An 18,540-nucleotide genomic window follows, 5' to 3' on the forward strand; every position below is an offset into this window, starting at 1 on the left:
CGTCCTCCTTATAGAGATTCCAGAAAGCGCATCAAGTCGGCACGCTGCTCCGGCGTCATGGCCACCACCCGGTCACGGGCCGCCTGCGCTTCTCCGCCGTGCCACAGTATGGCTTCCAACAGGGTCCGGGCCCGGCCGTCATGCAGCCAGGTGGCGTTGGGGTTCACTGTCTTGGTCAGCCCTATGCCCCACAAGGGCGGCGTGCGCCACTCACGGCCGCCGGCGCCGCCTTCGTCTTGCCCATCGGCCAGACCGGGCCCCATATCGTGCAGCAGCAGGTCCGTATAAGGCCAGATCAACTGGAAACGATGCTCAGGCCGCTCGGCATCGCGCCGAGTCACATACTTGGGTACATGACAAGCTATGCAATTGGATTCATAAAACAGCTTCTTGCCCGCGAGCACACGCTCATCGCCGACATCGCGCCGCTGCGGCAGCGCCAGGTTCTGCGAGTAGACGGTGACGAAATCCATCAGGCGCGCAGGGACTTCATGCTCGCCCAGATGCGGCTGCGCCCCATGCGGCATAGCGTGGCAATCCTTCTGGGACGGCGTGCAGTCGCCGTAGTGGCTGGGAAACATGGGCGTGGACAAGCCCATATCGCCGGAAAAAGCATTGGCGGATTGATGCTCGACCGTGGGTTGGCCGGCCTTCCAATTGAAGCGGCCCAATACGAGCTCGCCGCTGCGGGCGTCCCGTATCCAGTTGGGCCGGCCCGAGATTCCATCGCCATGATCGCGTTCGGCATGGGCCAGAATATCGTCCTGATGAATGGCCTCAAGCAGGCCCAAGCCCAGCATGGGGGGAGCCAGCCGCGGAGAAAGCCGCACATCGGGATGCAAGGGTCCATAGCCCAGGTTCTCGACGCTGTAGACGGGATCCATCAAAGTGGCTGTCTCCCCGCCGTTCAGCGCAACCGGAATCTGAGCGTAATCGATTTTTATCTGTCCTTCGGCCCGCAGGCCCGGCACCGCGAAGGGCTGCAATTGATGTCCGTAAACAGGGTCAGGCAATGAGGCGACCTCGCCCTGATCCAGACGCCTGCGCGCATCTTCGGCGCTTTCCGGCAGCGAAAGGCGCACAAGCAGGGCCACGGCATCGCTGCGCTCCAGCGGGTCGAAACCCGGGACCGTGCCGCGCCCATCCTTCACATGGCAACCCTGGCAGGATCGCGCATTGAATAGCGGCCCCAGGCCGTCGGATGCCTGGGTGGAGGATGGAGAAGAGACCCAGTCCTTGCGGAACAGGCCGTTGCCCACCATGAATTCCTGGCGCCCTTCAAAATCCAGATTGGCGGCGGGGTGCGAAAAAATATCGGGATTGATCAGCTTCTGCACCGTCCCCGCCCCTCCCTGCATGACTTCGAACTGCTCGGGCTTGCTGAAATCCGTTGTCGCCTGGGTAATGGCCTGGACCCGCTTGCGATCTTTCGAGCTCAGGTCGGAACGCGGCGGGGAAGCGCTGGCGGGCATGGCCAGCACGCCCGCCATAAGTATTGATACAGCTATGTATTTCACGCTAGAAGAACTTTGGGTTGCACACCGGCTTATTTGAATACGGCGTTGGGATTATCCAGGCTGTCGGACCCTTCCAGCTCAATGCCGCCCAACTCCAGGGCTGCGATCACGCGCTCTATGCTGCGGGTCTGTGCCACCAGGCCGTCAATGACGGCCTGCACCACGGCGTTGCCCGCCGTATTGCCCTGCGCAATCATCTGATCGTAGGTTTCCACTTTTTCGGCACGGTCTTTCATGGCCTGCAGGGCCTTGAAGGTGGCGTCCAGCTTGGCACGCATTTCGGCGTCCAGTCCCGCGTCGCGCTCCTTGACCAGGTCGGACAGGCTGGCGCCCTTGATGGTCGAACCGCCCACACGTTCGTACCGGCCCAGATACACGTTCATCATGCCGACTTGATTATAGAAATGGGAGTTGTGCGTGTTGTCGGAAAAGCAATCATGCTCTTCTTCCGGATCGTGCAGCATCAGGCCCAGCTTGATTCGTTCGCCAGCCAGCTCGCCATAGGAAAGGCTGCCCAGACCCGTCAGCATGGCTACCAGCCCCGCCTTCGGATCGTCCTGCACGGCCTGCCGCGCCTTGCCGTCGGCCTGCCAGTGCCCGACCATCTCTTCCAGATCGGACACCAGCAGGTCGGTGACGACCTGTAGGTACTGGCCGCGACGCTCGCAATGGCCGCCGGTGCAATTGGCCGGATCGAAATCGGTGTGCGGGCGATTGCCGGCATGGCGCTCCATGGGCGTGCCGGTCCGGCCCTCCGGCGCGGGCCCCGTACCGTTGAGGTCCTGGCCCCATAGCAGGAACTCGATGGCGTGGTAGCCGGTCGAAACGTTGGCTTCATTGCCGTCGGCTTCGTGCAACACGTCGCGCAAGAGCTCCGGCGTTATCGTGGACGCATCCACGGCCTTGCCTCCGACGCTTAGCTTTTTATTGGCAATGACGTTCACGACATAGTAGGCGTTGGCATCCGAATCGGTGCCATAAGATGCATCGACATAATCGATCATGCCTTCATCCAGCGGCCAGGCATTCACCCTGCCCTCCCAGTCGTCGACGATGGGATTGCCGAAGCGGAAAGCCTCGGTCTGCTGATAAGGCACCCGCGCCTTCAGCCAGGCCTCGCGCGCCGCAGCCAAGGTCTGGGCGGAGGGCTGGGCCAACAAGGCGTTGATCGATTTCTGCATATTCCTGGCTGTGGACAAGGCATCCTCATAACCAGCCTGCGCCACATCGGCATACGTCTTGACGACTGCCTTGGGCTCCACCGCCGCATGGGCGCCCGTGATCATCGATGCCGCCACGATCACCCCAAAAAACAACTTGCGCATAATTTCATTACTCCCTTGGCCGCGACGCCCCCAAGACCCCGCGATTTTATTTTCAGAGAAATGTAAGTGTAAACGATTTTCATTACCAATCAAAAATCCGCCAGACCTCTCTTTCCTGATAAATCCCTGGACCAAAGAGCGGCAGGATCCTGTGAAGGGTCGAAACGCACAAGCGGCATGGATTTTTTGAAAATCGCCTTTGAATACCTTGATCGCAGCATCAGAAGCGAGAAATTATTTCCGATAGCTTGTATGATAACTGACAAGCTGGAAAGCATCGGACCTAATACCGCAATGCTTTACATCTATTCAGCCTTCCTCAACCCCCATAGTTACGTACGCGCATCAGCGCACATGGAGAACATCAGATGGATCCTCAAGAACTCAAAGCCGTCATGGGCTCGGGCCTGTTATCCTTTCCTCTTACCGATTTCGACCTGAACGGCGATTTTCATGAGGCCGGCTATCGCAAGCGGCTGGAATGGCTGACGCCCTATGGCCCCACCGCCCTGTTCGCGGCCGGCGGAACCGGCGAGTTTTTTTCGCTGACTGGACACGAGTATCCGCAGATCATCAAGGCGGCCGTCGATTCCTGCAAGGGAAAGGTGCCCATCATCGCGGGCGCTGGCGGTCCGACGCGATTCGCCATTGAATGCGCCCAGGCAGCGGAAAAAGCCGGAGCCGACGGCGTGCTGCTCCTGCCGCACTATCTGACCGAGGCCGGACAGGACGGACTGGCGGCTCATGTCGAACAAGTGTGCAAGAGCGTGAAGTTCGGCGTAATCGTCTACAACCGCGCCAATAGCCGCCTGACGCCCGATACCCTGGAAAAGCTGGCCGAGCGCTGCCCCAACCTGATCGGTTTCAAGGACGGCGTGGGCGATATCGAATTGATGTCCGCCATCCACCTGCGCATGGGCGATCGCTTTTCTTACCTGGGCGGGTTGCCGACAGCCGAAGTCTATGCCGCCGCCTACAAGGCGCTGGGCACGCCGGTGTATTCATCGGCCGTATTCAACTTCATTCCGAAGACAGCCATGACCTTTTATGAAGCGGTGGCCAAGGACGACACTGCCCTTCAGCATCGCATACTGAAGGAGTTCTTCATGCCTTACCTGGAAATCCGCAATCGCGAACCAGGATATGCGGTCAGCATCGTCAAGGCGGGCGCCACCCTGGTGGGACATAGCGCCGGCCCGGTCCGCGCGCCTCTTTCAGAGCTGAAACACGCAGAGATCGAAGCGCTGCGCGGATTGATCGAAAAACTGGGTCCGCAATAGAACTGCGCCAGACCATCAGCAAAACGGCCGGCGCAGGCCGGCTTGCGTGCCAGGGACGCGGCGCATCTTTTGCGCCGCAAGCCCACGCGTCTCGGGCATGCCGCTTGCTGGCATTCTTCCGAACGTGGAGAAAGGCATGGCTACATCAAGCAAGCGGGCGCTGTGGAAAGGCGCCATTTCCTTCGGACTGGTGCATATACCGATCGCCCTGCATTCGGCCACCCAGGACCAAGGTCTGGATTTCGATTGGCTGGACAAACGCAGCATGGATCCGGTCGGCTACAAGCGGATCAACAAGGCCACCGGCAAGGAAATCGACAAGGAAAACATCGTCAAGGGCATCGAGTATGAAGATGGCCGCTATGTCATCCTGTCGCAAGAGGAAATCTCGGCCGCCTATCCCAAGACGACGCAGACGGTTGAAATAGAAGCCTTCGTCTCCATCAGCGAAATCCCCTTCGTTTATCTGGAGCGGCCCTACTATATATCGCCCATCAACAAAGGCGCCAAAGTTTACGCCCTGCTGCGCGAAGTGCTGCTGAAGACCAAAAAGGCGGGAATCGCCAAAGTGGTCATCCAGACCAAGCAGCATCTGGCCATACTCATGCCCTGCGGCCCCGCGCTGATTCTCAACCTGCTGCGCTGGGGCGACGAAATCCGTTCCTGGGACGACTTGAATCTGCCGGCGCAAGGCACTAAATCGACCGGCCTGACCGATAAGGAGATGGCCATGGGCGAGCAGCTTGTACAGGACATGAGCGCGAAATGGCGTCCCCAGGACTTCACCGATTCGTTCAAAGAGCAGATTCTGCGCCTGGTGAAAGAGAAGGCGGATGCCGGCGAAATCGAATCCGTCATGGAGCCCGAAACCGAGGAGCAAGGCGGCGGCGCCAAGATACTGGACTTGACCGAAATGCTGCGGCGCAGCCTGAATAAGGACACGCCCGGCGACGCCCCACGGACGGAACGAAAAACACCCGCAAGAAAATCGCCCGCCAAGAAGACTGCCGCCGCGAAGAAAACCGCCTCCAAAACGAGCACCGCCAAGAAAACACCGGCCGCAAAGAACGGCAACCGAAAAAATACGGCCAAGTCCGGGCGCAAGGCAGCCTAGGCCGATGCATATATGGCTAAATCCGATCCTTTAGCCCGGTACAAGGCCAAACGCGATTTCACACGCAGCGCCGAGCCGCGGGAAGGCGGGGCCGCCAACGCCACGGCTCCCTCCTTCGTGATTCAGAAGCATTGGGCATCGCGCCTGCACTACGATTTCCGCCTGGAATTGGACGGCTCCATGAAAAGTTGGGCGGTGCCCAAGGGGCCCAGCTTCGATCCCGCGGACAAGCGCATGGCCATGCATGTGGAAGACCACCCTATTTCGTACAAGGACTTCGAAGGCGAGATTCCAGCCGGGCAGTATGGCGCCGGCAAAGTCATCGTCTGGGACAAGGGCAGTTGGAATCCCCTGGGGGACGCCCGCAAGGGCTATCGCCAGGGCAAACTGGAATTCGAACTGCACGGCCACAAACTGAGAGGCCGATGGGTGCTGCTGCGCATGAAAGGCAAGTCGGAAAAACAGGACCCATGGCTGCTGATAAAAGAGAGGGACGAGTTCGTGCGCCCTTCCACCGAATTCAGCGTAGTGGACGAAATGCCCGACAGCGTTTCCCGCCTGCCCGGCGATCCGGCCGCACCGGCAGCCCCCTCCCGGGCTGGAAAAAAATCAACGCTGCCGACCGCCCTCACGCCCGAGTTGGCAACGCTGGTCGACTCGGCTCCGCCCGATGCCGACCAATGGATATATGAGATCAAGTTCGACGGCTACCGGCTGCTTGCCAGAATACAGGACGGCAAGATTCGCCTGTTTACGCGCAATGGCAACGACTGGACCGGCAAGCTGGCCGGCTTGGCGCGCCGGTTGGGATCCATGAAGCTGCCTGATGGATGGTATGACGGGGAAATTGTCGTGCTCGATGAGGCCGGACTGCCCGACTTCCAGGCCCTGCAAGGCGCATTCGACACAGCCCGGACCGAGAAAATCGTGTACTACTTGTTCGATCTTCCATTTTGCGACGGCCTGGACCTGCGTCAGCTTCCTCTGCTGGAAAGGCGCAAGCGCCTGGAAACCCTGTTGAGCGGAACCGGCAGGGACTCCGGGCACGATGCCGTCCGCTACAGCGCAAGCTTCGACGAGAACGCGCAAGATATGGTTGCATCGGCATGCAAGATGGGACTGGAAGGCATCATAGGCAAGCGCAAAACCTCGCCTTACACGTCCAGGCGATCGACCGACTGGATCAAGCTTAAATGCGGCCAGCGCCAGGAGTTCATCATTGGCGGCTACACCGATCCCAAGGGTTCCCGTTCGGGCATAGGATCTTTGCTTCTGGGCGTCCATGATGCCGACGGCGCCCTGCTGTATGCAGGCAATGTCGGCAGCGGCTTCAACGGCAAAATGCTGGATGCCGTCAAACAGAAACTGGAGAAGCTCCACACAAGCAGGAATCCCTTCTCCACAACCACCGGCATAGACCGGAATGCCCATTGGGTCCGCCCGGAACTGGTCGCCGAAGTATCGTTCGGGCAATGGACCAGGACAGGCCGCATCCGCCATTCCGTTTTTCGCGGCTTGCGTAGCGACAAGCCCGCCAGCGCAATCGTCCGGGAGACCACCATGCCCTCTGAAGCCATTCGCCAGTCCCGCAGGCCTGATGCGGCTGCCGCCCCAAAAAGCGCGGGCGGCCTGGGAAATCTGAAGGTTACCCATCCCGAGCGGATTATTGAATCGTCCTCCGGCATCCGGAAAATTGATCTTGTCCGCTACTACAACCTGGTGGGACCCTTGATGATGGAACACCTCAAAGGCCGGCCCGTGTCGCTGGTGCGCGCGCCTGAAGGCGTGCAAGGACAATTGTTCTTTCAGAAGCATCTGGAAACCGCGAGCATGGCCGGCATCAGGCAATTGTCCAAAAAACTCGATCCCGGCCACGACCCGCTTATGGAAATCGCATCGCCGCAAGGGCTATTGTCCGCCGCCCAGATGAATGTCATTGAACTCCATACCTGGAACGCCACCAAAACCTTGATAGACCGCCCGGACCGCATGACCTTCGATCTGGACCCGGGCAAAGGCGTGGAGTGGCCCGCCATGCAGGAAGCGGCGCTGCTTCTAAGGGCCTTCCTGCAGGAACTGGAGCTGCATCCCTTTGTAAAAACCAGCGGCGGCAAGGGCCTGCATGTGGTGGTCCCCATACAACGGCGCCACGGCTGGGACACGGTCAAGGATTTTTCGCACGCCGTCGTGCTGCACATGGCCGCAACCCTGCCGCGGCGCTTCGCAGCCAAAAGCGGTCCACGCAATCGGGTGGGCAAAATCTTCATTGATTATCTGCGCAATGGCTTCGGCGCCACCACCGTATGCGCCTGGTCCGCACGGGCTCGTCCCGGCATGGGCGTATCCGTTCCCGTCGGATGGGAAGAAGTGGAAAAGCTGAAGGGGTCCGCCCAATGGGCCGTACAGAACATCCATGAACGCCTGGATACCGGAAATGCACCATGGGCCGCTTACGCCAAGTCCTCCAGATCGCTGGGTCCCGCCATGAAAATCCTGAAATTCAAGCCGGAAGAATAATTCAGCCAGGCCCGAAACTTGCCGGAAGAATCGGCAACGAATTCCATTCATTTATCGTGCCGCGCCGCCCCAAGGAGAGATTACGTGAAGATATCGCTAAAACCCCTAAAGGAACAAGTCATAGTCATAACCGGCGCCAGCAGCGGAATTGGGCAGGCCACGGCCCGCGAAGCGGCGCGCCGTGGCGCGCGCCTGGTGCTGGTAAGCCGGAATCGCCAGGCCCTGGACACACTGATAGAAGAACTGAAGGAACGAGGCGCGGAAGCCATCGCGGTGCCGGCCGATGTGGGTGTGTACGAGAATCATCGGAAAATTCTTGATGCCGCCATGACGACTTTCGGCGGAATAGAGACCTGGATCAATAACGCCGGCGTGTCCATCTTCGGCAAGCTCGAAGAAGTCGCAATCGAAGATCAGCGCCAGTTGTTCGAGACGAATTTCTGGGGCGTGGTCTACGGCTCACTGACGGCGGCAAGCCAGCTCCGTCTAACAGGAGGCGCCATCATCAATGTGGGAAGTGAAGTCTCGGATCGCGCCATCCCGTTGCAAGGCGCTTATTCGGCGTCCAAGCACGCGGTGAAAGGCTATACCGACGCCTTGCGCATGGAGCTGGAAGCCGAGAACGCTCCGGTTTCCATAACCCTGATCAAGCCGGCCTCCGTCGATAGCGGCTACGTCGAGCACGCCAAGAATTACATGGATGTGGAACCGCGATTGCCACCCCCGCTCTATAGCCCAAAAGCGGTTGCGGACGCCATCCTGTACGCGGCGGAACATCCCATCCGGGATGTCTTCGTGGGCAGCGCCTCGAAAGCCGTATCGGTGTTCGGCAATAGCATGCCGTCCCTTGCCGACAAGCTGTTCGGGCGCTCCATGATAAAGGCCCAACGAAGTTCCAGGCCAGCCATGCCGCGCCATGATGCGCTGTGGGATGCCGGCGACATGGCGGATTCGCACACGTCCGCACACCGCCATGTGCACCAGTCCAGCTTGTACACGGAACTGAATACGCGCTGGCGCGGCCTGTTCTGGATGGGAGCTGGCGTGGCTGCCGCATGTGCGGCCCTGCGCTGTTTGCCCCGGTCCGGCCGGCGGCCCTAGGACGCGCTGCCCTCAGTGGACGCCCCACCCCAGGAGAACAAAGATGCACAAAGATCATGTCTCGCCCGAACGAAGCGCGACAGTGCCGAAACAGCCGGCCGGCCATACGGATCCGGACCGGGATCCGGGGCAGGAGCGCCGGCCCGCAACACCGCCCGCCGATCCGGCGCGGCCGGCTCCGTATCCGCCGGACAGCATTCCCAATCCCATGCCCGGGGTAGACCCGCAGCAGACGCCCGGCATCGACGGCTTGCCCGCCGAAGAGAATATGGGAGATTGCCGGCTGAACGCGGGAGCGCGGCGATCCGCCGTATTGTCGGGCCAGGCCTTATCCGCTGGAAGGCTGAAGGACGGAAACACTTGCTAAACAAAACTTACGCAACGCCAGGCGCAAGCCATTGATTCTTGGCCGGATATCCTTGACTTGCGATGGCCTGGTGCTACTATGAATCGACTGCGGATTTATGGCATCGCGTGCAATGAACTCGCGCAGTTGGTGTCGCGTTCATATTATTTAACTTTTATACAGGAGATACTATGAAATGGACCAAACCGGCGTTTCGCGATCTGCGCTTCGGCTTTGAAATCACCATGTACATTGCCAACCGCTAACGTGATCCGCATACCGCAAACTACGCGGCGCTAGTGCAAGCTACCGCCGCGTAATTCATGATGAAGATCCTGGTACTCGGGTCGGCGGCGGGCGGCGGATTTCCGCAATGGAACTGCAACTGCCCGAACTGCGCCGGAATCCGCGAAGGCGGCATCCAGGCTCGGGCGCGTACCCAATCGTCCATCGCCGTTTCAAGCGACGGCATTGACTGGGTGCTTATCAATGCCTCGCCCGACATCCTGTACCAATTGCGCGCCAACCCCGCGCTGCAGCCTGGGCGCAGTGTCCGCGACACGGGCATACGCGCCGTCATGCTCATGGATGCGCAAATCGATCATGTCACCGGCCTGCTGATGCTGCGCGAAGGCCAGCCCCTGCCCCTGTACTGCACAGCCTCGGTATGGAACGATCTGTCGCACAGCCTGCCCCTGGCCAAAGTCCTGTCTCATTATTGCGGCCTGCTGTGGCATCCCCTGCCTGCCCATGGCAACGCGCATGCGCCTTGTGTGCGGATTCCCGGGTTCGACAACATCGGCTTTACGCCCCTTAGCCTGAAAAGCAAGGCGCCGCCCTACTCTCCGCATCGCGACCAGCCGCAGGCCGATGACAACATCGGGTTGTTGATCGAAGACCGAAGCACAGGAAAAAAAATCTTCTATGCGCCCGGCCTGGCGGAAATCGAACCACACATCGATCAAGCCATGCGCATGGCCGATTGCGTCATGGTCGACGGCACCCTCTGGGCGGACGACGAAATGATACGGTTGGGACTGTCCGGGAAGACGGCATCCCAGATGGGCCATCTGCCCCAATCGGGCCCCGATGGAATGATAGCCGCGCTGGATGCCTTGGGTTCCCGACGCAAGATCCTCATCCACATCAACAACAGCAACCCCATACTCAATGAAAAATCGGAAGAAGCCGCGATACTGGAAAGCCACGGCATCGAACTGGCCTTCGACGGAATGGAGATAAGCCTGTGAACAAACCCGTTGAACCCTTGCAAGCGCCCCTGGACGCTGCCTGGAATCGCCAGGAATTCGAAGCGCAATTACGCGCGAAAGGGGCTGGCTACCATATCCATCATCCCTTCAACGTAAGAATGAACGAAGGCCAGTTGCGCCCTGACCAGATACGCGCCTGGGTGGCCAACCGTTTTTATTATCAGATACGGATACCGCAAAAAGACGCCGCCATCATTGCCAACTGTCCGGACCGCGGGACACGCCGAAAATGGGTGCTGCGCATTCTGGATCACGACGGGTACGACGGCCACGAAGGCGGAATAGAAGCCTGGATCCGGCTGGGCGAAGCCACAGGCATACCCCGCGACGATCTGCTGTCCCTGAAACTTCTGGTGCCGGGCGTGCGTTTCGCTGTCGATGCCTACGTCAACTTCGCGCGCCAGGCGCCGTGGCAGGAAGCGGTCTGCTCGTCGCTGACCGAGATGTTCGCCCCGCAGATCCATAAGGATCGCCTGGCCAACTGGCCGCAGCATTACCCGTGGATACAGCCGGAAGGCCTGCATTATTTCCGCAGCCGGATATCCCTGGCCGAGCGCGATGTGGAGCACGGCTTGCATGTAACCCTGGATTACTTCACCACTCGCCAGCAGCAGATGCGTGCGCTGGAAATCCTGCAGTTCAAGCTCGATATTCTGTGGGCCATGCTGGATGCCATTGAAAAGGCCCATCCCTAGCCATGCCGGAGCCCCTATGAAGGAATTGCCAGACAACCCGCAACTGTCGAAGCTGTTTCGGCTTCAATGGGAGGTAGCGCAAGACAGCTATGTCCTGCTCTATCCCGAAGGCATGGTGCAATTGAATACCAGCGCGGCTGAAATCCTGAAGCGCTGCGACGGGGTGCGCGATGTCGCCGCCATCGTCGCCGATCTTGAAAGCGCCTTCTCGGCAAGCGGGCTGCGCCCCGACGTGGAGGAATTCCTGCTCGCCGCTTTGGCGCGGGGCTGGATACGCTGAACGGTCCAATGGCCATGAACGCCCTTTCCGCGCCGCCCAATATTTCGCCCCCGCTATGGCTGCTGGCTGAGCTGACCTATAAATGTCCCCTGCATTGCGCCTTCTGCTACAACCCCACCAATTATGCGCAGAATCAAAGCGAACTGACCACGGATCAATGGCTGGACGTCCTGCGGCAGGCCCGCGCGCTGGGCGCGGCCCAGTTGGGATTTTCCGGTGGCGAACCGCTGCAGCGCGAAGACCTGGAGGTTCTGGTTGCCGAAGGGCACCGCCTGGGCTTCTACACCAACCTTATCACTTCAGGAGTCGGACTGACCGAGCCGCGCATCGCCCGCATGAAAGAAGCCGGACTGGATCACATACAACTGTCATTCCAGGACTCGACCAAGGAAATGAACGATTTCCTGTCCAGCACCAAGACCTTCGACTTGAAGATGCGCGTTGCCGGCCTGATCAAGCAATACGACTTCCCCATGGTCCTGAATGTGGTGCTGCACCGCTATAACCTGGACCATGTCGGCCGCATCATCGAGATGGCCGCCGCCATGAAGGTGGAGTACCTGGAGCTGGCCAATACCCAGTATTACGGCTGGGGCCTGGCCAATCGCGCGCTCCTGATGCCCACGCGCGAGCAGCTGACTCGCGCCGAAGCCACCGTCAACGCCTATCGGCGCGAATTCGGTCACAGCATGCGCATATTGTTTGTCGTTCCCGATTACTTCGAAACCCGGCCCAAGGCATGCATGAATGGCTGGGGATCGGTTTTTCTGGGAATATCGCCCGATGGCGCAGCCCTGCCCTGCCATGCCGCCAAGACCCTGCCTGGCATCGAGTTCCCCAATGTGCTCGACCACAGCCTGCGACATATCTGGTACGACAGCGATGCATTCAACCAATACCGCGGCGATGCCTGGATGAAGGAGCCGTGCCGCGATTGCCCCGAAAAAGCCAAAGACTTCGGCGGCTGCCGCTGCCAGGCTTACGCCTTGACCGGCGATGCCGCCAATGCGGACCCGGTATGCGATAAATCGCCGCATCACGGCCTGGTCCGGGATGCTGTCCTGCAAGCGCAGGCGGCCCATGATTCCGTACGACCCTACGAGCATCCACTGCTATTCCGCAGCGACGCGAACTCGAAGCGAGTACATTAGGACAAGATCGCCGAGACAGCAAAAAGCCCATGTTCCGTTAAGAATCATGGGCTTGGAATCTATTTTTTCTGCTTCGAAAATATCTTGGTGCCGACGACGAGACTCGAACTCGTACAGCTTTCGCCACTACCCCCTCAAGATAGCGTGTCTACCAATTCCACCACGTCGGCCTGCAAAGACCGGTATTCTAGCATGAAAATTTCGCCGAATTCCCGGTCACAACGGCCCGCTCCGCAAGGATGGCGGGCTATCCTTATTTGCTGGTGGCAGGAGCCGGTTCAGCCGGTTTTTCGGGTGCGGCCGGAACGGCCGGCACATCGGACGATGCCGCCGGAGCCGGTTGTGCCGGAGCCGCCGAAGGCGCGGGCGCGGAAGGAACGGCCGAACCGGTTGGCGCGCCGGGCACCGATGGCACGTCGGAGCCGGCGGCGGGAGCCGGCTTGTCCTGGAAGCCCTGCATCACACCGCCTTCAAGAATCGATTTCCCGCTGGGGTGATGGGCCACATAGGCCAGACCCGCGGTCGAAACGAAGAAGATGATGGCGGCCCACTTGGTGGTGCGCGACAGGAAATTGGCGGCGCCCGTAGCGCCAAAAAGGCTACCCGCGGAACCGCCGCCGAACGACGAACCCATGTCTGCGCCCTTGCCTTGCTGCAGCAGGACCAGGACGATAATGCTCAACGAGGACAGAACCTGAATTGCCAGGAGGACAGGTGACAACCATTGCATGAAAAAACTCCGAGGCCTATGCGGCCGCTATACGTAAAAATTCTTCCGCCACCAGCGACGCGCCGCCAACCAGGGCGCCGTCGATATCGGGCATGGCAAACAAACTGGCGGCGTTCGAGGCCTTCACACTGCCGCCATACAGAATCCGGACCTGGGGCACACCCAGCTCGGCCAGGCGCGCACGAATGAAGGCATGCACTTCCTGCGCCTGATCGGGCGTAGCCGTAAGGCCCGTGCCAATCGCCCATACCGGTTCGTAGGCAAGCACGATGCGGGCAAGCGACGACGCGCCCAGGGCCAGCACTGGCGCCAACTGGCGGGAAATGACATCTTTGGTACGGCCGGCTTCCTGCTCGTCCAGCGTTTCGCCCACGCATACCACCGGCGTCAATCCGGCACTCAAGGCCGCGGCGGCCTTGTCGGCCACCAACTGGTCGGTCTCGCCATGCATGGCCCGCCGCTCGGAATGCCCGGCCAGCACCCATGCACACCCAAAATCGGCCAGCATCGCAGCAGCGACTTCGCCGGTATAGGCGCCTTGCTCATGCCTGCTGACATCTTGCGCGCCCCAGGAAATGCCGCTGCCCTGCAGGCTGGCATTTGCCTGGCCCAAGTAGGGAAACGGAACGCAAACCGCCACGTCGCAGTTCGGAACGGCCGTCACGCCCGCGCACAAGCCATCAAGCAGCACGGTATTGGCAGCCTGATTGCCATGCATTTTCCAGTTGCCCATGACAAGGCGTTTGCGACTATGTTCGCGACTTTGAGTATCCATCTAGCTATCTGCCCAAGGCCTGAATTGAAAAAATTGGATAACCCGGCATTGTAGCGTGTTACCGCCTGATCCGCATAATCCATCGCTGCGAACAAGGATGCCCCGGACGGAGCGCCCTTGTCCGATCCAACGCTACACCGTCAGGACGATCTTGCCGATCTGCTCGCCCGCATCCATCATGGCATGGGCATCGCAAGCCCTTTCCAGAGGAAAGGTGGCATGCACGATGGGACGGATCTTGCCCGCCTCGAGCAGTGGCCATACACGCTCCTTCAGCGACCTGGCGATTTCCGCCTTGAATGCCACGGGGCGCGGACGCAGCGTCGAACCGGTCACCGTCAATCGGCGGCGCAGGATCTGGCTGCAGTCCATGTCGGCCTTGGCGCCGCCCAGCAGCGCGATGATGACGATACGGCCGTCGTCGGCCAGGCAGTTGATATTACGATTGATGTATTCGCCCGCCACCATGTCCAGCACCACGTCGACACCCTTGCCGCCGGTGGCCTTCTTGACCTCTTCCACGTAATCCTGCGTACGGTAGTTGATGCCCAGGACAGCCCCCAGGCCTTCCACCGCGCGCGCGCGCTCGTCGCTGCCCACCGTGGCATAGACTTTGTGCCCCATGGCGGTGGCCAACTGGACCGCCGTGGTTCCTATCCCGCTGGCGCCGCCATGGACCAGCAGGGACTCGCCAGCCGACAACTGCCCGCGGTCGAACACATTGCTCCATACCGTATAGTAGGTTTCGGGCAAGCCGGCCGCTTCCACATCGGACAGGCCCTTGGGTATCGGCAAACACTGGGCGGCGGGCGCCGTGCAATATTCGGCATAGCCGCCTCCGGCCAGCAAGGCGCAAACCTTGTCGCCCACGGACAGCCCCGCCGCGGCGGCATCGCCCGCCACGATCTCGCCCACGACCTCCAGGCCGGGAAGATCGGACGCGCCGGGAGGCGGCGGATAATTGCCCTTGCGCTGAAAGACGTCGGGCCGGTTGATGCCGGCGGCGGAAACCTTGATAAGCACTTCCCCGGCCTTGGGTTCCGGCATGGGACGATCCACCATCACCAGCACTTCCGGACCTCCCGGTTTCGATATCTCCACGGCTTTCATAACGGCTCCTTCCAAGCTATTCAAAAGAATCATTATCGCCTGTTAATCCGGGTTTTTTAAGATCGCCATGCCCATGCGGCCCACAAGCCGTCCCACATGGGCTAAACTCACGTCCTTCTGAAAGGCTGACGAATCCACGATAAAATCGGATTCTCGGTATCCGGGCCTTGCAAGCCCCAGAAACGGAAGCGTGCCAGAGCGGTTGAATGGACTGGTCTTGAAAACCAGCGATGGGGCAACCCATCCGTGAGTTCGAATCTCACCGCTTCCGCCAGATTACAAGAGCTACCTGGGCATCGGCACACACCGAACGCATATCGCGGCCCCGCGCACCCATGGCGGAATTGGTAGACGCAAGAGACTTAAAATCTCTCGACCACTGGTCGTGCCGGTTCGATTCCGGCTGGGTGCACCAATAAAATCAATGACTTATAGCCCAATGCGAAAGCAAAAATCGGGGACGTTCCGCATGCGGGGCGCGTCCGGCTATTTGTCCGCCCTCAACCCTCCGACGCCTCGTAGACCCAGCTGCCTATGGTCAGCCTCTGCTTGCCACCGACCATGGTGAAGTGCAGTTCGTACAGGTCGCGCCCGGCGTTGGCGGGGATCTTGACTGTCATGCCGGCGCGGTCGTCGGTCAGCGGGGCTAGCAGCTGGTACTCAGGCGAGCCGTCGTCGTAGCTGCTGTTACGCACCAGGATGTAGCCGGGCAGTTCGGGCAGGCTGCTCAGCGTGGCGTAGGGTGTGCCGTTCAAGGTGGACGGAACGGTCGCCGGGGATTCGTTGGTGACGGTCCAGGTCTTGCCCATCCGTGTCTGCCAGGCGGGGCTCAATGGGGCCAGCGAAAGCAGTTGCTGTCCCATAGGCAGGGCGGTCTCGTTGTAGCCAGCACCAAACAGGGGGCCACGCAGCATCAGGTAGCGGTAGCGGTAGGGTTGTCCGTTCGCGTCGGTGCCAGACACGACCTCGAAGCGGTAGCTGATGGGGGCATCGTTGCTCCACCACCAGCCGTCGCTGCGGTAGCTGTAACTGGCGCCGCCGTTCATCGGCCGCCAAGCGCAGCCGTTCCAGGATGAGAGCGAGAAGCTGCCGTCCTGGTTGGCGGTGACGCGCATGGGCTGGTTATAGTTGGCATAAACGCCCACGGCGTCAGCCAAGTCGGGTGATGCCGCCATAGGCGGCGCAGTATGGGCGACCAGCGGCGGCAGGGTACGTATCGAGCCTTCCTCGACCAGGGCGCGCAGCAGCACGCCTTCGGCCAGCGCGCCGGCGCGGTAGGTGTCGGAGCGTTGCGAATCGCCCGTGTTGCCGGTCACCATCAGGGCCAGCCGCTGGTCCGGCAGTACGTAGAAGTCGCTAGAAAAAAACGCTGTGCCGCCGTTCTTCTGCCAGGCCTGAACGCCGGCCGCTGCCAGGCCGGGATGCCGCACGCTGTCCCAGCCAAGCCCCCACACCCATTGCGGCGAAGGATTGATGATCAAGCTCGTGGTCTGGTCGGTGCCCATCTGCGCGATGCCGTCGGCCGACACGATGCGTCGCGACTGGTAGGTGCCTTGCTCGAGGAACAGACGCGCCAGTTTAATCATGTCGCGCGGCGTGGCGGTCAGGCCTCCGGTGGCCAACGGACTGACGAACTCCTGAGGGTATTGCCGGCCGCCAGAATAAGGCAGCGCAAACGAGCCGCCCGCTGGCTCCTTCGTCAGAAAGCCAGAATCGGCCATGCCCAGGGGATCCAGCACGTTAGCCTGGATGAATGAGGCGTAGTCCTGCTTGGCCAGGGTCGCCACCACCCGTTCGATCATAGTGAAGCCGTCATTGCAATAGACAGCCAGCATCCCGGGTGGGTGCTTCAGGTGCTCGTCGGCCAATGCCGCTTCGGCGTTGACCGCGTAGTCCGGTATGGGTTCGAAGGTGAAGGCGTTGCGCATGCTGGTACCGGGCAGGCCCGAGGAATGCGAAAGCAGATGCCTGGTCGTGATCCGCGCATACTCGAGCGACAGCATGGTGAAGCCGGGCAGGTAGCGCGCTACCGGCACATCCAGGTCCAGCAGTCCGCGGTCCCGCAGGATCATGGCGGCCAACGCCGCTAGCACCTTACTCACCGAGCCGATGTTGAAGCGCGTCCGGATGGTGGCAGCGACGTTGTCCTGAACCGAAGCGCGCCCGAAGGCCTGCTGCCAAACCACGGTGTCGTTCTTGAGCAGGGCAATCGAGACTGCGGCCACGTTGTCGGGATCGCCGGCCAGGGCGCGCGCGATTTCGTTGCGGCCCCAATCTATTGTCTGCGAGTAGGCGGCGTGCCGCACGCCGCCGTCCGCGTCGCCGCCAGGCAGGACCGCTGCCAGCATGCCGGCAGCGCCGTAACCCAGGAATTGCCGCCGGCTGGAGGACACAGGGCAGGTAGGGATGGGGACGGACAGTGCTTGCATCGACGCTTCTCCGGTTGCGGGGGGCGTGGCTGGTTAGCATCTCCCCAACGTAGGCGCATAATAGCAGTGCTTATGTCACTGCGGCACGTTTCGCGCCGCACGACTCAGCTAGTGGGCCGCCTCGAACCATTCCAGCCGGAGAATCACCTCAACGACACGTAGGTTCTGACAGTCTCCCGATGCCTGGCCGCGCATACGCCGCCCTGCTCTCGCGCACGCGGCGTAAACTTTGGGAATCGGCGTGCCGTCGATCATCGAAGCGGTCAGGTAAAACACGTTCCGCTTTTCATTCTTTCCCTACGAGGAAATCGAGATGAAATACGGAACGTTTTGCCCCGAAACCCGCATAAAAACTACACTTTTATATCAGACTCAAAATCTCTCGACCACTGGCCGTGCCGGTTCGATTCCGGCTGGGTGCATCAAGTATTTACGCGGGCAGATCCGGAATCAACCTGCGGCCAAGACTGATCGCCTCGTCCTGAACATAGCCCAGGCTGCGATAAAACTCGATGACCTGCTTGTTGGAATTGCGCACCAGCAGATTCACCTTGGGGCAGCCGCGCTCCATCAACAGGCGCTCGGCCTCGCGCATCAGCGCCTTCCCATAAGACCGTCCGCGAAACCCCGGATCGACCGCCAGGTAATACACCCATCCGCGGTGTCCATCGAAACCGACCATGGCGGTGGCAATCAATTTTTCGCTTTCGGTGCCGACCAGAAAAAGTTCGGGCTGCTCGGTCAGCTTGCGAGCGATGTCCCGGCGCGGGTCATTCCATGGCCTGATCAGGCCGCATGTCTCCCAAAGTGCGATAACGTCGGATTCATCTTGAGTTTGATATGATCGAATGTTCATGGCTGTGGAGCTACCGAGATAGTCAGGTCATCATAGCCCAAAC

General features: G+C 60.5%; 17 protein-coding genes and 3 tRNA genes. 12 read left to right on the top strand and 8 right to left on the bottom strand.

Annotated features, from left to right (window positions below; genetic code table 11):
• Positions 1–8: 8 nt before the first annotated feature.
• Positions 9–1,490 carry a di-heme oxidoreductase family protein gene (locus tag V0R37_RS00840; RefSeq protein ID WP_420373116.1) on the bottom strand — a complete coding sequence of 494 codons (1,482 nt, stop codon included), beginning with the start codon at positions 1,488–1,490 and terminating at the stop codon, positions 9–11.
• A 56-nt stretch (positions 1,491–1,546) separates the two neighbouring features.
• The gene (locus V0R37_RS00845; RefSeq protein ID WP_420372681.1) at positions 1,547–2,842 is read right to left on the bottom strand and encodes an imelysin family protein; all 1,296 of its coding nucleotides are present in this window, start codon (positions 2,840–2,842) and stop codon (positions 1,547–1,549) included.
• A 368-nt stretch (positions 2,843–3,210) separates the two neighbouring features.
• On the opposite strand from V0R37_RS00845, the gene kdgD reads away from it, so the two are divergent.
• The 10 genes from kdgD to pqqE all read left to right on the top strand — a co-directional run bounded on the left by kdgD (position 3,211) and on the right by pqqE (position 12,597).
• Positions 3,211–4,122: a 5-dehydro-4-deoxyglucarate dehydratase gene (kdgD, locus tag V0R37_RS00850; RefSeq protein WP_420372682.1), complete on the top strand. Its 912-nt coding sequence runs from the start codon at positions 3,211–3,213 to the stop codon at positions 4,120–4,122.
• A gap of 136 nt (positions 4,123–4,258) precedes the next feature.
• Positions 4,259–5,236, top strand: coding sequence for a non-homologous end joining protein Ku (gene ku / locus V0R37_RS00855; RefSeq protein ID WP_420372683.1), 978 nt, complete (start codon positions 4,259–4,261; stop codon positions 5,234–5,236).
• Positions 5,237–5,248: 12 nt separating this feature from the next.
• Complete coding sequence (ligD, locus tag V0R37_RS00860; RefSeq protein ID WP_420372684.1) at positions 5,249–7,753, top strand: DNA ligase D; 2,505 nt, start codon at positions 5,249–5,251, stop codon at positions 7,751–7,753.
• An 84-nt stretch (positions 7,754–7,837) separates the two neighbouring features.
• On the top strand, positions 7,838–8,854 hold the full coding sequence (locus V0R37_RS00865; RefSeq protein ID WP_420372685.1) for an SDR family oxidoreductase: 1,017 nt from the start codon (positions 7,838–7,840) through the stop codon (positions 8,852–8,854).
• A gap of 43 nt (positions 8,855–8,897) precedes the next feature.
• Positions 8,898–9,221 (top strand): hypothetical protein, encoded by a 324-nt coding sequence (locus tag V0R37_RS00870; protein WP_420372686.1) that lies wholly within the window; start codon positions 8,898–8,900, stop codon positions 9,219–9,221.
• 170 nt (positions 9,222–9,391) lie between these two features.
• On the top strand, positions 9,392–9,466 hold the full coding sequence (gene pqqA / locus V0R37_RS00875) for a pyrroloquinoline quinone precursor peptide PqqA (protein WP_264132587.1): 75 nt from the start codon (positions 9,392–9,394) through the stop codon (positions 9,464–9,466).
• Positions 9,467–9,523: 57 nt separating this feature from the next.
• The gene (gene pqqB, locus V0R37_RS00880) at positions 9,524–10,450 is read left to right on the top strand and encodes a pyrroloquinoline quinone biosynthesis protein PqqB (RefSeq protein ID WP_420372687.1); all 927 of its coding nucleotides are present in this window, start codon (positions 9,524–9,526) and stop codon (positions 10,448–10,450) included.
• The gene (gene pqqC, locus V0R37_RS00885; RefSeq protein WP_420372688.1) at positions 10,447–11,166 is read left to right on the top strand and encodes a pyrroloquinoline-quinone synthase PqqC; all 720 of its coding nucleotides are present in this window, start codon (positions 10,447–10,449) and stop codon (positions 11,164–11,166) included. The genes pqqB and pqqC overlap by 4 nt, the downstream gene beginning before the upstream one ends.
• 16 nt (positions 11,167–11,182) lie before the next feature.
• Positions 11,183–11,446, top strand: a complete 264-nt coding sequence (gene pqqD / locus V0R37_RS00890; protein ID WP_420372689.1) for a pyrroloquinoline quinone biosynthesis peptide chaperone PqqD — start codon at positions 11,183–11,185, stop codon at positions 11,444–11,446.
• A 14-nt stretch (positions 11,447–11,460) separates the two neighbouring features.
• Complete coding sequence (gene pqqE / locus V0R37_RS00895; protein WP_420372690.1) at positions 11,461–12,597, top strand: pyrroloquinoline quinone biosynthesis protein PqqE; 1,137 nt, start codon at positions 11,461–11,463, stop codon at positions 12,595–12,597.
• Between the two features lie 85 nt (positions 12,598–12,682).
• On the opposite strand, the gene V0R37_RS00900 is transcribed toward pqqE, so the two are convergent.
• The 4 genes from V0R37_RS00900 to V0R37_RS00915 all read right to left on the bottom strand — a co-directional run bounded on the left by V0R37_RS00900 (position 12,683) and on the right by V0R37_RS00915 (position 15,212).
• Positions 12,683–12,767: transfer RNA gene (locus tag V0R37_RS00900), tRNA-Leu, on the bottom strand.
• Positions 12,768–12,850: 83 nt separating this feature from the next.
• Positions 12,851–13,327 (bottom strand): preprotein translocase subunit SecG, encoded by a 477-nt coding sequence (gene secG / locus V0R37_RS00905; RefSeq protein ID WP_420372691.1) that lies wholly within the window; start codon positions 13,325–13,327, stop codon positions 12,851–12,853.
• A gap of 16 nt (positions 13,328–13,343) precedes the next feature.
• A complete protein-coding gene (gene tpiA, locus V0R37_RS00910; protein WP_420372692.1) occupies positions 13,344–14,102 on the bottom strand; it encodes a triose-phosphate isomerase in 759 nt (252 codons plus the stop codon).
• 132 nt (positions 14,103–14,234) lie between these two features.
• Positions 14,235–15,212 carry an NAD(P)H-quinone oxidoreductase gene (locus V0R37_RS00915; RefSeq protein ID WP_420372693.1) on the bottom strand — a complete coding sequence of 326 codons (978 nt, stop codon included), beginning with the start codon at positions 15,210–15,212 and terminating at the stop codon, positions 14,235–14,237.
• Between the two features lie 184 nt (positions 15,213–15,396).
• Here V0R37_RS00915 and V0R37_RS00920 point away from each other — a divergent pair.
• Both V0R37_RS00920 and V0R37_RS00925 read left to right on the top strand, forming a co-directional pair.
• Positions 15,397–15,486 (top strand) — tRNA-Ser (locus V0R37_RS00920).
• 55 nt (positions 15,487–15,541) lie between these two features.
• Positions 15,542–15,627, top strand: a tRNA-Leu gene (locus V0R37_RS00925).
• Positions 15,628–15,712: 85 nt separating this feature from the next.
• On the opposite strand, the gene V0R37_RS00930 is transcribed toward V0R37_RS00925, so the two are convergent.
• Together V0R37_RS00930 and V0R37_RS00935 are read right to left on the bottom strand one after the other, a co-directional pair.
• Positions 15,713–17,641, bottom strand: coding sequence for a serine hydrolase domain-containing protein (locus V0R37_RS00930; protein WP_420372694.1), 1,929 nt, complete (start codon positions 17,639–17,641; stop codon positions 15,713–15,715).
• Between the two features lie 430 nt (positions 17,642–18,071).
• Positions 18,072–18,497: a GNAT family acetyltransferase gene (locus tag V0R37_RS00935; protein WP_420372695.1), complete on the bottom strand. Its 426-nt coding sequence runs from the start codon at positions 18,495–18,497 to the stop codon at positions 18,072–18,074.
• Between the last annotated feature and the right edge of the window lie 43 nt (positions 18,498–18,540).

It is taken from the genome of Pollutimonas rozaliensis, from assembly GCF_048751585.1.
GTDB lineage: Bacteria > Pseudomonadota > Gammaproteobacteria > Burkholderiales > Burkholderiaceae_B.